The 13,384-nt window shown below is 71.2% G+C and carries 10 protein-coding genes; 9 read left to right on the forward strand and 1 reads right to left on the reverse strand.

What is annotated here, in order from left to right:
• Positions 1 to 83 precede the first annotated feature (83 nt).
• The 6 genes from ABZY45_RS17565 (at position 84) to ABZY45_RS17590 (ending at position 8,097) form a co-directional block, all read left to right on the forward strand.
• Complete coding sequence (locus tag ABZY45_RS17565) at positions 84 to 1,127, forward strand: 2-dehydropantoate 2-reductase (RefSeq protein WP_356741091.1); 1,044 nt, start codon at positions 84 to 86, stop codon at positions 1,125 to 1,127.
• Positions 1,124 to 3,082, forward strand: coding sequence for a molybdopterin-dependent oxidoreductase (locus ABZY45_RS17570; RefSeq protein WP_356740864.1), 1,959 nt, complete (start codon positions 1,124 to 1,126; stop codon positions 3,080 to 3,082). Before ABZY45_RS17565 ends, ABZY45_RS17570 begins: the two co-directional genes overlap by 4 nt.
• Positions 3,073 to 5,061, forward strand: coding sequence for an NAD(P)H-dependent oxidoreductase subunit E (locus ABZY45_RS17575; RefSeq protein WP_356740866.1), 1,989 nt, complete (start codon positions 3,073 to 3,075; stop codon positions 5,059 to 5,061). The genes ABZY45_RS17570 and ABZY45_RS17575 overlap by 10 nt, the downstream gene beginning before the upstream one ends.
• Positions 5,058 to 5,918 carry a 2Fe-2S iron-sulfur cluster-binding protein gene (locus ABZY45_RS17580; protein WP_356740868.1) on the forward strand — a complete coding sequence of 287 codons (861 nt, stop codon included), beginning with the start codon at positions 5,058 to 5,060 and terminating at the stop codon, positions 5,916 to 5,918. Before ABZY45_RS17575 ends, ABZY45_RS17580 begins: the two co-directional genes overlap by 4 nt.
• 5 nt (positions 5,919 to 5,923) lie before the next feature.
• Positions 5,924 to 6,772 (forward strand): formate dehydrogenase accessory sulfurtransferase FdhD, encoded by an 849-nt coding sequence (gene fdhD, locus ABZY45_RS17585; protein ID WP_356740870.1) that lies wholly within the window; start codon positions 5,924 to 5,926, stop codon positions 6,770 to 6,772.
• Between the two features lie 245 nt (positions 6,773 to 7,017).
• Entirely contained in the window at positions 7,018 to 8,097 is a 1,080-nt protein-coding gene (locus tag ABZY45_RS17590) for a hypothetical protein (protein ID WP_356740872.1), read from the forward strand.
• A gap of 115 nt (positions 8,098 to 8,212) precedes the next feature.
• Here ABZY45_RS17590 and ABZY45_RS17595 read toward each other — a convergent pair whose 3' ends face one another.
• Positions 8,213 to 9,244, reverse strand: a complete 1,032-nt coding sequence (locus ABZY45_RS17595) for a bile acid:sodium symporter family protein (protein ID WP_356740874.1) — start codon at positions 9,242 to 9,244, stop codon at positions 8,213 to 8,215.
• Positions 9,245 to 9,359: 115 nt separating this feature from the next.
• Here ABZY45_RS17595 and ABZY45_RS17600 point away from each other — a divergent pair, with 115 nt between their 5' ends.
• The 3 genes from ABZY45_RS17600 to ABZY45_RS17610 all read left to right on the forward strand — a co-directional run bounded on the left by ABZY45_RS17600 (position 9,360) and on the right by ABZY45_RS17610 (position 13,375).
• The gene (locus ABZY45_RS17600; protein ID WP_356740876.1) at positions 9,360 to 10,253 is read left to right on the forward strand and encodes a LysR substrate-binding domain-containing protein; all 894 of its coding nucleotides are present in this window, start codon (positions 9,360 to 9,362) and stop codon (positions 10,251 to 10,253) included.
• Between the two features lie 323 nt (positions 10,254 to 10,576).
• On the forward strand, positions 10,577 to 12,376 hold the full coding sequence (locus tag ABZY45_RS17605) for an AMP-dependent synthetase/ligase (RefSeq protein WP_356740878.1): 1,800 nt from the start codon (positions 10,577 to 10,579) through the stop codon (positions 12,374 to 12,376).
• A gap of 162 nt (positions 12,377 to 12,538) precedes the next feature.
• Complete coding sequence (locus ABZY45_RS17610; RefSeq protein ID WP_356740880.1) at positions 12,539 to 13,375, forward strand: aldo/keto reductase; 837 nt, start codon at positions 12,539 to 12,541, stop codon at positions 13,373 to 13,375.
• Positions 13,376 to 13,384: the final 9 nt, after the last annotated feature.

Genomic DNA, 13,384 nt, shown 5'->3' on the forward strand with positions numbered 1-13,384 from the left:
CCGGCGTCTCCCGAAGGATTCGGCGAGGGACGAGGCACCCACTGTCACGAGTATTGACCCCTCACGAAGGCATACTGTAGACAATATTCTGTCGACTTGACACCCTCGCTCGGTCCTCTCACCGAACGGAGAGCCCCGTGAAAGTCGCAGTTGTCGGCGCCGGAGCCATCGGCGCCTATGTCGGGGCCGCGCTGCACCGCGCGGGCGCCGAGGTCCATCTCATCGCCCGGGGCCCGCATCTGGCGGCCATGCGCCGCGACGGTGTGCGTGTGCTCAGCCCGCGCGGTGACTTCACCGCTCGGCCCGCCGCCACCGACGACCCGTCGGACGTCGGGCCCGTCGACTACGTGTTCCTCGGCCTGAAGGCCAACTCGTACGCGCTGTCCGGACCGCTGGTCCACCCGCTGATGCACGAGGACACCGCCGTGATCGCCGCGCAGAACGGGATCCCCTGGTGGTACTTCCACGGCCTGGCAGGGCCGTACACCGGCCGCCGCCTCGACAGCGTCGACCCCGCGGGCTCGGTGAGCGCCACCCTGCCGCCCGAACGCGCCATCGGCTGCGTGGTGTACGCGGCCACCGAGATCGAGGCACCCGGTGTCGTCCGTCATCTCGAAGGCACCCGCTTCTCCATCGGCGAGCCGGACAGCTCGGTGTCGCGGCGCTGCCTGGACTTCAGCGAGGCCATGATCGCGGGCGGGCTCAAGTGCCCCGTGGAGTCCGATCTGCGCAAGGACATCTGGATCAAGCTGCTCGGCAACATCTCCTTCAACCCGATCAGCGCGCTGGCCCGCGCCACCATGGGTCAGATCTGCCGCCATCCGGACACCCGCGCACTCGTGGAGTCGATGATGCGCGAGACCCTCGACGTCGCGGCGGCCGTGGGCTGCCGCCCCGAGATCTCCGTGGAGCGGCGCATCGCGGGCGCTGAGCGCGTCGGCGACCACAAGACGTCCACCCTCCAGGACCTGGAGAAGGGCAAACCCCTCGAACTCGACGTGCTGCTCGCGGCCGTCGTCGAGCTGGCCGAGCTGGCCGGAACGCCCGTACCGACGCTGCGCGCCGTGCACGCGCTCGCGGATCTCCTGGCCACCACCTCCTCGGCCCCAGCAGGGAGCGCACCATGAAGAGCAGCGACCGCACCGGCGGCAGGAACCGCAGGGGCCGGCAGCCCAAGACGTACGAACGCCTCACCCACCCGCTCGTCCGCTCGCAGGACGGCGTGCTGCGCCGGGCGAGCTGGGACGAGGCGCTGACCCGGGCCGCTGCCGGATTCCGGCAGACCCGGGAAGCCTACGGCCCGGACGCCTTCGCGATGCTCTCCTGCGCCCGCGCCACCAACGAGATGAACTACGTGGCGCAGAAGTTCACCCGCGTGGTGATGGGCACCAACAACGTCGACTCGTGCAACCGCACCTGCCACGCGCCGAGCGTCGCCGGGCTCTCGGCCGCCTTCGGCTCCGGCGGCGGCACCTCCTCGTACGAGGAGGTGGAGCACACCGACCTGATCGTGATGTGGGGCTCCAACGCCCGTTTCGCTCACCCGATCTTCTTCCAGCACGTGCTGAAGGGCATCCGCAACGGGGCCCGGATGCACGCAGTCGACCCGCGCCGCACGTCCACCGCCGAATGGGCGGAGAGCTGGCTCGGCCTCGACGTCGGCACCGACATCCCGCTCGCCCACGCCATCGGCCGGGAGATCATCCACGCGGGTCTGGTCAACCGGGCCTTCGTGGACCGGGCGACCAGCGGATACGAGGAGTACGCGGCGCTCGTCGAACCCTGGACCCTGACCGCCGCGGAGAAGGTGACCGGGGTGCCCGCCGAAGCGATCCGGGACCTCGCCCACGCCTACGCCACGGCCGAACGCGCCCAGCTCTGCTGGACCCTGGGCATCACCGAGCACCACAACGGCACGGACAACGTGCGCGCGCTGATCAACCTCTGCCTGCTCACCGGTCATGTCGGACGGTACGGCTCCGGCGTCCAGCCCCTGCGCGGACAGAACAACGTGCAGGGCGGCGGCGACATGGGCGCCATCCCCAACAAGCTGCCCGGCTTCCAGGACATCCTCGACCCGCCCGTCCGGCAGAAGTTCGAGCGGTCCTGGGACACCGTCATCCAGCCGCGCCACGGCAAGACGCTCACCCAGATGTTCGAGGCGATGGAGACAGGCGAGCTGCGCGCGGTGTACTGCATCGGGGAGAACCCGGCGCAGTCGGAGGCCGACAGCGAGCAGGCGGTGCGCCGGCTGAAGTCCCTCGACCACCTCGTGGTGCAGGACATCTTCCTGACGAGGACCGCCGAACTGGCCGATGTCGTCCTGCCCGCGACGGCCGCCTGGGCGGAGACCGACGGCACGACGACCAACAGCGAGCGGCGGGTGCAGCGGGTCCGTGCCGCGCTCACCCCGCCGGGCGAAGCCCGGGAGGACATCGACATCATCTGCGCGATGGCCGGACTGCTGGGCCACGACTGGAAGTTCGACGACGCCGAGACCGTCTGGAACGAGCTGCGCTCCCTGTCGCCCGACCACTTCGGGATGACGTACGAACGACTCGCGCAGCACCAGGGGCTGCAGTGGCCCTGCCCCGACACGGACAAGCTGCCCGCCAGCTTCCTGCACGCCCGGCTCTGGGAGACCGATCCCGTACGACGCGGACCGGCGGCGCCGTTCGGCCTGGTGCAGCACGATCCGCCGGTCGATCTCACCGACGAGTCCTACCCCCTGCGCCTCACGACAGGGCGACGGCTGGACTCGTACAACACCGGTGTGCAGAGCGGGAGTTACGCCTCCCCCTTGCGCCGGGGCGAATACATCGAGCTCTGCCCGGAGGACGCGGAGTCGTACGGCGTCGCCGTGGGCGAGGAGGTGCGCGTCTCCTCCCGGCGCGGCAGTGTCACCGCTCCCGTCTGGATCGATCCTGGGCTGCGGCCGGGCCTCGCCTTCATGACGATGCACTTTCCTGACGAGGTCGACACCAACCAGCTGACCATCGAGGCGAACTGCCCGATCGCGGGCACCGCCGAGTTCAAGGCCTCCGCCGTACGGATAGAGAAGCTGGTGCACGCATGGACCTGAAGTACACGGGCGCCGCCCCTTCCGACGCCGAACGGGACGCCGTGGACGCCCTGCTGGGCCCGCCCCCGTCCGGCTGGGACGGCGCCGGCGAGCGTACGGCCGGGGACCTGCGCTGGGCGAAGGGCGGCGCCTCGGCCGCCAAGGACCGCCGCGACCAGCTGCTGCCCGCGCTGCACGCGGTGAACGACCGCGTGGGCTGGATCAGCGAGGGGGCCCTGGACTACATCTGCCGGCGTCTCACGGTGGCCCCGGCGGAGGCGTACGGCGTCGCGACGTTCTACGCCATGTTCTCGGTGCGGCCCCGGCCCGCGAAGGTGCTCCTCGTCTGCACGGACCTGGCCTGCGCCGCCCGTGGCTCGGCGTCCGTGTGCGCGGACCTCACCGAGCGTATGGGGCCTCCTGGTACCCCGGCCGAGGACGCTGTCTGGCAGGAGAGCCCCTGCCTCGGCCTGTGCGAACGGGCCCCGGCGGCGCTGCTGCTCCAGGCGGGGGCGGATCCGGCCCTCCGGAGCTCCAGGCGGATCCGGCCCCTTGGGGGTCCCCCCGGACGGAGTCCGGGGGAGTTCGAGGAGCGGGGGTCCGGGGGCGGAGCCCCCGGTAACGGGAAGGGGCGGGCAGAGGGAGAGCCCGCCGCGGGCAGCACCCGCTGCTCCGCCGTGCTCGCCCCCACCACCGCACCCGCCCTCGTCGCGGCGGCCCGTGCCCCCGAGAAGGCCCCCGCCGAGCCCCCGGCCTCCGCGGCCGTCCCGCAGGCAGGCGACCCCGGCCTCGTACTCCTCAAGCGGATCGGCACCGTGGACCCCGCCTCGCTGGACGACTACCGCTCCACCGGCGGCTACGCGGCGCTGCGCCGCGCCTTCACGCTCGGCCCCGCCGGAGTGGTCCGCGAGGTCCTGGAGGCCGGGCTCGTCGGCCGGGGCGGCGCGGCCTTCCCCACGGGCCGCAAGTGGCAGGCCACCGCCCAGCAGGCCGACGGTCCGCACTACCTGGTCTGCAACGCGGACGAGAGCGAGCCCGGCACCTTCAAGGACCGGGTGCTGATGGAGGGCGACCCGTACGCCCTGATCGAGGCGATGACCATCGCCGGGTACGCCATCGGTGCCCACCAGGGCTACATCTACCTGCGGGGCGAATACCCCCGGGCGCACGAACGGCTCGGCCACGCGCTGACGAGCGCCCGCACACGGGGGCTGCTCGGCCCCGACGTCCTGGGACAGGGTTACGCCTTCGACATCGAGATCCGGCGCGGTGCGGGTGCGTACATCTGCGGCGAGGAGACCGCGATCTTCAACTCGATCGAGGGGCAGCGCGGCGAGCCCCGCTCCAAACCGCCCTTCCCGGTGGAGAAGGGCCTGTTCGGGAAACCGACCGCCGTCAACAACGTCGAGACGCTGGTGAACGTGCTGCCGATCCTGGAGCACGGCGCCGCCGCGTATGCCGCGACGGGCACCACGGCCTCCACCGGCACCAAACTCTTCTGCGTCTCCGGCCAGGTGACCCGCCCCGGCATCTACGAGCTGCCCTTCGGCGCGAGTCTCCGGGAGCTGCTCGACCTCGCGGGACCGCCCGAGCGGCTGCGGGCCGTGCTCCTGGGGGGCGCGGCAGGCGGCTTCGTACGCCCTGACGAGCTGGACGTCCCGCTCACCTTCGAGGGCACCCGCGCCGCCGGGACGACGCTCGGTTCCGGCGTGGTCCTCGTCCTGGACGACTCCGTGGAGCTCCCCCGCGTGCTGCTGCGCATCGCGGAGTTCTTCCGCGACGAGTCGTGCGGTCAGTGCGTGCCCTGCCGGGTGGGCACGGTCCGCCAGGAGGAGGCGCTGCACCGCATCGTCGACCGCACGGGCGCCGGGGCGGCAGAGGACATCGCGCTCATGAGGGAGGTCGGGCAGGCCATGCGGGACGCCTCGATCTGCGGCCTGGGCCAGACCGCGTGGAATGCCGTCGAGTCCGCCATCGACCGTCTGGGGGTCTACAAGTGACCGCAGTACCGCTGCAGCCGCCGCGCCGGCTCGTCTCGTTCACGCTGGACGGCGAGGAGACCCGGGTGCCGGAGGGCTCGACGATCCTGGACGCCTGCCGGTCCGCGGGCAAGGACATCCCGACCCTGTGCCAAGGGGACACGCTCACCCCGAAGAACGCCTGCCGGGTGTGCGTGGTCGAGGTCGAGGGCTCCCGCACGCTGGCGCCGGCGTGCTCCCGGCGCGCCGAGCCGGACATGACCGTCGTCACGGACAGCGAGCGCGCCCGGCACAGCCGCAAGGTCGTCCTGGAACTGCTGGCCTCGTCCACGGACCTGTCGACGACGCCCCGGGCCGAGGAGTGGATCAAGGAGTACGAGGCGAAGCCGCAGCGCTTCGGTGCGGACGCAGCCCGGGCCGACGAACAGCCGAAGATCGACAACGAGCTGTACGTCCGCGACTACGACAAGTGCATCCTCTGCTACAAGTGCGTGGACGCCTGCGGTGAGCAGTGGCAGAACACCTTCGCGATCGCCGTCTCGGGACGCGGTTTCGACGCCCGCATCTCCACCGAGCACGATGCCCCGCTCCCCGACTCGGCCTGCGTCTTCTGCGGGAACTGCATCGAGGTGTGCCCCACGGGTGCGCTCTCGTTCAGCACGGAGTTCGGCATGCGGGCGGCGGGGACCTGGGACGAGGAGGCGCAGACGCAGACCACGACGGTCTGCGCCTACTGCGGTGTGGGGTGCAACGTGACCCTTCACGTGCAGGAGAACGAGATCGTCAAGGTCACCTCGCCGCACGACAACCCGGTGACCCATGGCAACCTCTGTATCAAGGGCCGTTTCGGCTTCCAACACGTACAGAATCGGGATTGACGGCTATGGGACGGGTCACCGAGCGTCGCCGCACCATCCGCATCCGGGACGGGGCGGTCACGACCCGCCCCGACACCCTCGTCGCCGAGGAGCCCCTGGAGATCCGGCTGAACGGCAAGCCGCTCGCCATCACCATGCGCACCCCGGGGGACGACTTCGCGCTCGCGGCGGGCTTCCTGGTGAGCGAAGGCGTGATCGGTGAGGGCTCCGATGTGCAGTCGATCGTCTACTGCGCCGGGGCGACGGCCGACGGTGTGAACACGTACAACGTGGTGGACGTGAAGCTCGCCCCGGGCGTCGTCGTTCCCGACATCACGCTGGAGCGCAACGTCTACACCACCTCGTCCTGCGGACTGTGCGGCAAGGCGAGCCTCGACGCCGTCCGCACCACGACGCGTCACGCGATCACCGACGCTCCCCCGGTCCGGGTGACACCCGCGCTGCTCGCCGCCCTCCCCGACCGGCTGCGCGACGCGCAGCGGGTGTTCGACCGGACCGGGGGCCTGCACGCGGCGGCGCTGTTCTCGCCGGAGGGCGAGCTGCTCGACATCCGGGAGGACGTGGGCCGCCACAACGCGGTCGACAAGCTCGTCGGGCGGGCCCTGACGGACGACCGGCTGCCCCTCTCTCAGTCGATCCTGCTGGTGTCGGGGCGCGCCTCCTTCGAATTGGCGCAGAAGGCGGTGATGGCGGGGATCCCGATGCTGGCGGCGGTCTCGGCGCCCTCGTCGCTGGCCGTGGATCTCGCGGCCGAGAGCGGACTGACCCTCGTCGGCTTCCTGCGGGGGCAGTCCATGAACGTGTACGCGGGTGACCACCGCATCGCCCTTGAGGCGGCGGTGGGCCAGGGCTGAGCCGGCCCCGCCCGCGGCACGGGGCAAGGGCCCGACCGGCGGGGAGCGCCCCCTGCGCCGGCCGGGCCCTCTCCGGCGTGGCGGCCCACGCCCCACCGGCGGCAAGCGGAACAGGCACTATCCCTTGTGATGGTCGGAACTCGCGGGGAGTACCGGCACAGGGTGGGGGTACACCCAGGCGACCGATGGACCGTGACACGGCAGGCACCTGACCGGTGATCCTGCCCGCTTCCGAAGGGACACCGATGCCAAGACGACTGCCCCGCGCCCGCAGGCTGCTGACGCTGGCGGCCTTGCTGGGGTTATCGCTCGGCGCCGCGCCCGCGACGCAGGCCGCGCCGGCGGACGAGGGCACCGCGCTGCCCATCGCGTACCACTGCGATCTCGCGGTGGATGCGCTCCACGAGCGAGTGTTCATCTCGGACTACACCACGGGCAGTGTCTTGGTGGCCGACTACCAGGGCCGTCTCGTCCGGACGATCCGAGACCTGCCGGGTGTGTGCGACCTGGAGCTGTCCGCCGACTCCCGCACGCTGTACGCGCCCCTCGCCCTGGGTGACGCCATCAGTGTCATCGACACCGGTACCGGCCGGCAGCGAGCCCGCCACGCCACCGGCGCCGGCACCGCCCCGTTCCACGTGGCGCTGAGCGGCCGGACCCTGTTCTTCGGTTACGGGGAGCAGTGGGAGGCGAGCATCGGCTCGCTCACCGTCGGCACCTCCGCTCCGAGGGTGCGCCTGGGGCTCATTCCCGAGGGGGCCTTCAGCGGTGCGCCGCTCCTGGCCACCTCGCCCGCGGCACCGGGAACTCTGGTCGCCGGAGACCAGAACACCTCTCCGGGCACCCTCTCCGTGTACGACGTCTCCGGGACGCGCCCCGTGCTCCGCACGACGGTGCGCGACCCCGGCGGCGCTTCCAACTTCAGCGATCTGACCATCACGCCGGACGGGAAGACGCTGCTGACTGCGTCCGGGGCGCCTTACCACCACCCCTCGTTCCGGCTGCCGGACCTGACCGAGGGCCACACGTATGCGAGCACGTCGTATCCCAACGCCGTCGCCGTCTCCCCGCGCGGCGACGTCGCCGCCGGGGTGAACAGCATCGAGCCCGACCCGGACGTGTACCTGTACCGGACCGGAGCCGACTCCCCGTATCGCACGGTGTCCCTTGCTCCCGCAACCGGTTACAACGCCGGCTACCTGCGTCCCCGTGGCCTCGCCTGGGCGCCGGACGGAACCCGCCTCTTCGCGATCAGCGGCCACAACGACGAGGAGTTCCTGCGTCTCGTGGTCATACCGTCAGCACATCAGGAAACGGTGGGCTAGGACTTCACGGTGGCCCTGCCGACGTCCCCGCGGCGGCGGCAGGGCCACACCCCCGATGGCCGACCCGGCCTGGGCTGCCATCACACGTGCACGGGGAGCGCCGGGCTGCCCCGCGTCAGCTCACCGGAACGGGCTGCTCCGACGCCGTCGCACCCTCCGGCAACGGGTCGCGCGAGCGGCGCTTGGCGAGCACCGCGCAGACCATCAGCTGCATCTGGTGGAAGAGCATCAGCGGCAGCACCGCGAGGCTGGCGTGCGCGCCGAACAGGACGCTGGCCATCGGCAGACCGGCCGCCAGGCTCTTCTTCGAGCCGGCGAACTGGATGGCGATGCGGTCCTCTCGGCCGAAGCCCAGCCGCTTGGCCCCGTACCAGCTGAGGGTGAGCATCAGGGCGAGCAGCACCGCCTCGGCGCCGAGCAGCCCCACGAGCCGGAGTGGGGTGACCTGGTGCCAGATCCCGGACACCATGCCCTCGCTGAAGGCCGTGTAGACGACGAGCAGGATCGAGCCCCGGTCGACGTACCCCAGCACCCTGCGGTGGCGCCCGACGAAGCCTCCCACCCAGCGCCGGAGCAGCTGCCCCGCGAGGAAGGGGACCAGCAGCTGGAGGACGATCTTCAGCAGCGAGTCCGCCGAGAACCCGCCCCCGGTCCCGCCGAGCAGTGCGGCCGCCAGCAGCGGTGTCAGCAGGATTCCGGCGATGCTGGAGAAGGAGCCCGCGCAGATCGCGGCCGGCACGTTGCCACGGGCCATCGAGGTGAAGGCGATCGAGGACTGGATGGTCGAGGGCACCAGGCACAGGAAGAGGAAGCCGTCCTGGAGCTGAGGGGCCAGTACGTAGGGCACCAGGCCCTGGCCGGCGAGCCCGAGCAGCGGGAACACCAAAAAGGTGCAGGCCAGAACGGTGAGATGGAGCCGCCAGTGCTTCAGACCGTCGAGCGCCTCGGCCGTCGACAGCCGCGCCCCGTAGAGGAAGAAGAGCAGGGCCACCGCCCCGGTCGATGCGCCGCCGGCCACCTCGGCGCCGGTCCCGGACACGGGCAGCAGCGCCGCGAGTGCCACCGTGCCGATCAGCGCCAGGATGTACGGGTCGACCGGCAGCCATGAGGGCAGCGCGGGGGTACGGCGGCTGGTGCGGCGGCTCATGTGCTCCGTGCTCTCTGGGTGTGATCGTGGCCTCCCCATCCTGCTCCTGATCGCCGCGATCGGGAATCCGGTACACCGCACTGACTGTCATCATGATTCGCGATAACCTCGGCCCGTGTACGACCCCGTCCAGCTCCGCACGTTTCTCGCCGTCGCGCAGACCCTGAGCTTCACCCAGGCGGCGCGCAGGCTCGGTGTGCGCCAGTCCACGGTCAGCCAGCACGTACGCCGGCTTGAGGCCCAGGCCGGCCGGCAGCTGTTCAGCCGCGACACGCACCGGGTCGACCTCACCGAGGACGGCGAGGCGATGCTCGGCTTCGCTCGGACGATCCTGCAGGCCAACGAGCGGGCGGCGGCATTCTTCACGGGCACCAGGCTGCGCGGCCGGCTGCGCTTCGGGGCGTCGGAGGATTTCGTCCTGACACGGCTGCCGGAGATCCTGGAGTCGTTCCGGCGTGAGCATCCCGAGGTCGAGCTGGAGCTGTCGGTGGAACTGTCCGGCGCGCTGCACCAGCAGCTCGCCGCGGGCCGGCTCGATCTGGTGCTGGCCAAGCGCCGTACGGGGGACACGCACGGCGAGCTGGTCTGGCAGGACACCCTCACCTGGATCGGCGCCCCGCAGCTGCGGATCGACCCCGAGCGCCCTCTGCCGCTGATCGTCTATCCACCTCCCGGCCTCACCCGCGCCCGCGCCCTGGACGTGCTGGAGGAGCACGGCAGGTCATGGCGGTTCGCGTGCACGAGCGGGAGCCTCAGCGCGCTCGTCGCGGCTGCACGGGCGGGCCTGGGGGTGATGGCGCATTCCCGCGGGCTCATCCCGCCAGGACTCGTCCCGGTGCCGTCGAGAGCAGGACTGCCGGAGCTCGGGGACGTGGATTTCGTGCTGCTGCACGGGCGGCGGAGGGACACCGCCCAGGAGGCGGCGGACGCCCTCGCGGCGGCGATCCTGGCGGGCGGCGACCGGCTGCACCGGGGCCCGGTGGTGCCCTCGCACCCTGGGCCTGCGTGAATCCCGCGTGACGACGTACACACATTCCGCGTACCGGCCTGCCCGCGCGGGTCCCGCGAACCGACGCACACAGGCTCCGCGGACCGGCCTGCGTAAGTGCCGCGTACAGATTCGGTGGAGATTCCCTCCCGAGCTACTTACTCCTCGGTCAGAAGTGCGCCCGAGCCTTGCCCATCTGGCCCGATTTCTACGGTTGGCCTGGCCGGATGCCGCATTCTCCCGGGTGCGCGAAGCCTCCCGCGGGCTCGCCCGGTGAGGTAGCGTCGCGGCGCCGTGCGGAGCGCCACAAGGAGCAGTCATTGCGCGAGTTCACTGTCCCAGCCATGGCCGCTGCCCCTCAAGTCGGCGGACTTGCCGATACCGTCTTCGACTTCGCCGAGGAAGACCCCCACCGGACCGCCCTCGGCCGCAAGGACCCGCAGGGGCAGTGGCTCGACGTGTCCGCGGCCGCCTTCCGCGACGAGGTGCTCGCCCTCGCCAAGGGCCTGATCGCGCAGGGCGTCCGGTTCGGCGACCGGGTCGCCCTGATGTCCCGCACGCGCTACGAGTGGACCCTCTTCGACTTCGCCCTCTGGGCGGTGGGCGCCCAGTCCGTGCCGATCTATCCGACGTCGTCCGCCGAACAGGTCCTGTGGATGCTGCACGACGCGGAGGTCGCCGCCGTCATGGTCGAGCACGAGGACCACGCCATGACGATCGGCTCGGTGATCGACCGGCTGCCGAACCTGCGCCGGCTGTGGCAGCTGGACGCCGACGCGGTGCCCGAGCTCATGGCCGCGGGCGCTCCGGTCGACGACGAGGTCGTCCACCGGCACAGACGGGCCGTGACCCCCGACTCGGTGGCCACCGTCATCTATACCTCCGGTACGACCGGACGCCCCAAGGGCTGTGTGATCACCCACGCGAGCTTCATGTTCGAGGCCGACACGATGGTGAGCCGGTGGCACCCCGTGTTCCTCTCCAAGCCCGGCGAGGAGGCGGCGACGCTGCTCTTCCTCCCGCTCGCCCACGTCTTCGGCCGCATGGTGGAGATCGCGGCCCTGCGCGGCCGGGTGAAGCTCGGGCACCAGCCGGAGCTGTCCGCGAAGGCGCTGATGCCGGACCTGGTGTCCTTCCGGCCCACCTTCATCCTGGCGGTGCCGTACATCTTCGAGAAGGTCTTCAACGGCGCGCGCCGCAAGGCGGAGTCCGAGGGCCGCGTCGGGGCGTTCGACAAGGCCGTCGAGATCGCGGTGAAGTACGCGGAGGCGATGGAGGAACGGGCCTTCGGTACGGGCCCCGGGCCGTCCGCCGGGCTGCGGATGCAGCACCAGTTCTTCGACAAGGTCGTCTACCGCAAGGTCCGCGAGGCGATGGGCGGCCGGGTGCGGCACGCCATGTCGGGCGGCTCCGGCATGGACCGGCAGCTGGGTCTGTTCTTCGCGGGCGCGGGAGTCACCGTCTACGAGGGCTACGGCCTGACCGAGACGACGGCGGCGGCCACGGCCAACCCGCCCGAGCGCACACGCTACGGCACCGTCGGCCAGCCGATCCCCGGCTCCTCCGTGCACATCGCGCGCGACGGCGAGGTGTGGGTGCACGGGGCCAACGTGTTCTCCGGATATCTGGGTGACCCCAAGGCCACCGATGCCGTGCTGCACGACGGGTGGCTGGCCACCGGCGACCTGGGCGCGCTCGACGAGGACGGCTATCTGACCATCACCGGGCGCAAGAAGGAGATCCTGGTGACCTCCGGCGGCAAGAGCGTGGCGCCCGCCGGCCTGGAGGAGCGGGTGCGCGCGCACCCTCTGGTGGCGCAGTGCATCGTCGTCGGGAACGACAGGCCCTACATCGCGGCGCTGGTCACCGTGGACCACGAGTCGGTGGAGCACTGGCTCGCCATGCAGGGCCGTACGCCGATGCGCCCCGCGGATCTCGTACGCGACCCCGATCTGGAGATGGAGGTGCGCCGCGCGGTGGTCGCCGCGAACACCGCCGTGTCGCAGGCCGAGTCGATCCGTACGTTCCGCATTCTGGCCCACCAGTTCACCGAGGAGCAGGGTCTGCTGACCCCCTCGCTGAAGCTGAAGCGCAAGGCCATCGAGACGGCGTACGCGGCCGAGATCGACGCCCTCTACCGGTGACCCGGCCGCTCCGGCGGCGGGCACGTCACCCCTCGGCTGACGCTCCGTCAGGGGTACTCTCCTTCCGCCACGCCTGATCCGGGCGGCCGGGAATCTCTGGGCCCTCCTGATCGTTCTCACTGGGACGTACCGACCGACGACCAACGTAAGGATCGACTGCTCGTGAGCCAGGTCCCCACCATCACCCTCAACAACGGCCTCGAGATGCCGCAGCTCGGCTTCGGCGTCTGGCAGGTGCCGGACGACGAGGCCACGGCGGCCGTGACCACGGCCCTGGAGGCCGGGTACCGGAGCATCGACACCGCCGCCATCTACGGGAACGAGGCGGGCACGGGGAAGGCCCTCGCGGCCTCCGGTGTGGCCCGTGAGGAACTGTTCGTCACCACCAAGCTCTGGAACACCGAGCAGGGATACGACTCGACGCTGCGCGCGTTCGACACCTCCCTGGACAAGCTCGGCCTGGAGTACGTCGACCTCTACCTGATCCACTGGCCGGTGCCGGCCAAGGACGCCTACGTCGACACGTACAAGGCGTTCGAGCGGATCCTCGCCGACGGCCGTGCGAAGGCCATCGGGGTGTCCAACTTCCACCCGGAGCACCTGGAACGCCTCCTGGGCGAGACGTCCGTCGTCCCGGCGCTCAACCAGATCGAGCTGCACCCGCAGCTCCAGCAGGCCGAGTCCCGCGCCTTCCACGCCCGGCACGGCATCGCGACCGAGGCCTGGTCGCCGCTGGGCTCGGGCAAGGGCCTCCTTGAGGTGCCGACCGTCGTCGCCGTCGCGCACAAGCACGGCCGCACCCCGGCCCAGGCGGTGCTCCGCTGGCATCTCCAGACGGGCAACGTGGTGATCCCCAAGAGCGTGACACCGTCGCGGATCGCGGAGAACATCGACGTCTTCGGCTTCGAACTGGACGCCGACGACCTGGCAGCCTTCGCGGCGCTCGACGAGGGCAAGCGCCTCGGCCCCGACCCCGCCGAGTTCAACCTCGGCGCCTGAGCCCGGCCC

The sequence above is a fragment of the Streptomyces sp. NPDC006516 genome (assembly GCF_040611875.1).
Taxonomy (GTDB): Bacteria; Actinomycetota; Actinomycetes; order Streptomycetales; family Streptomycetaceae; genus Streptomyces.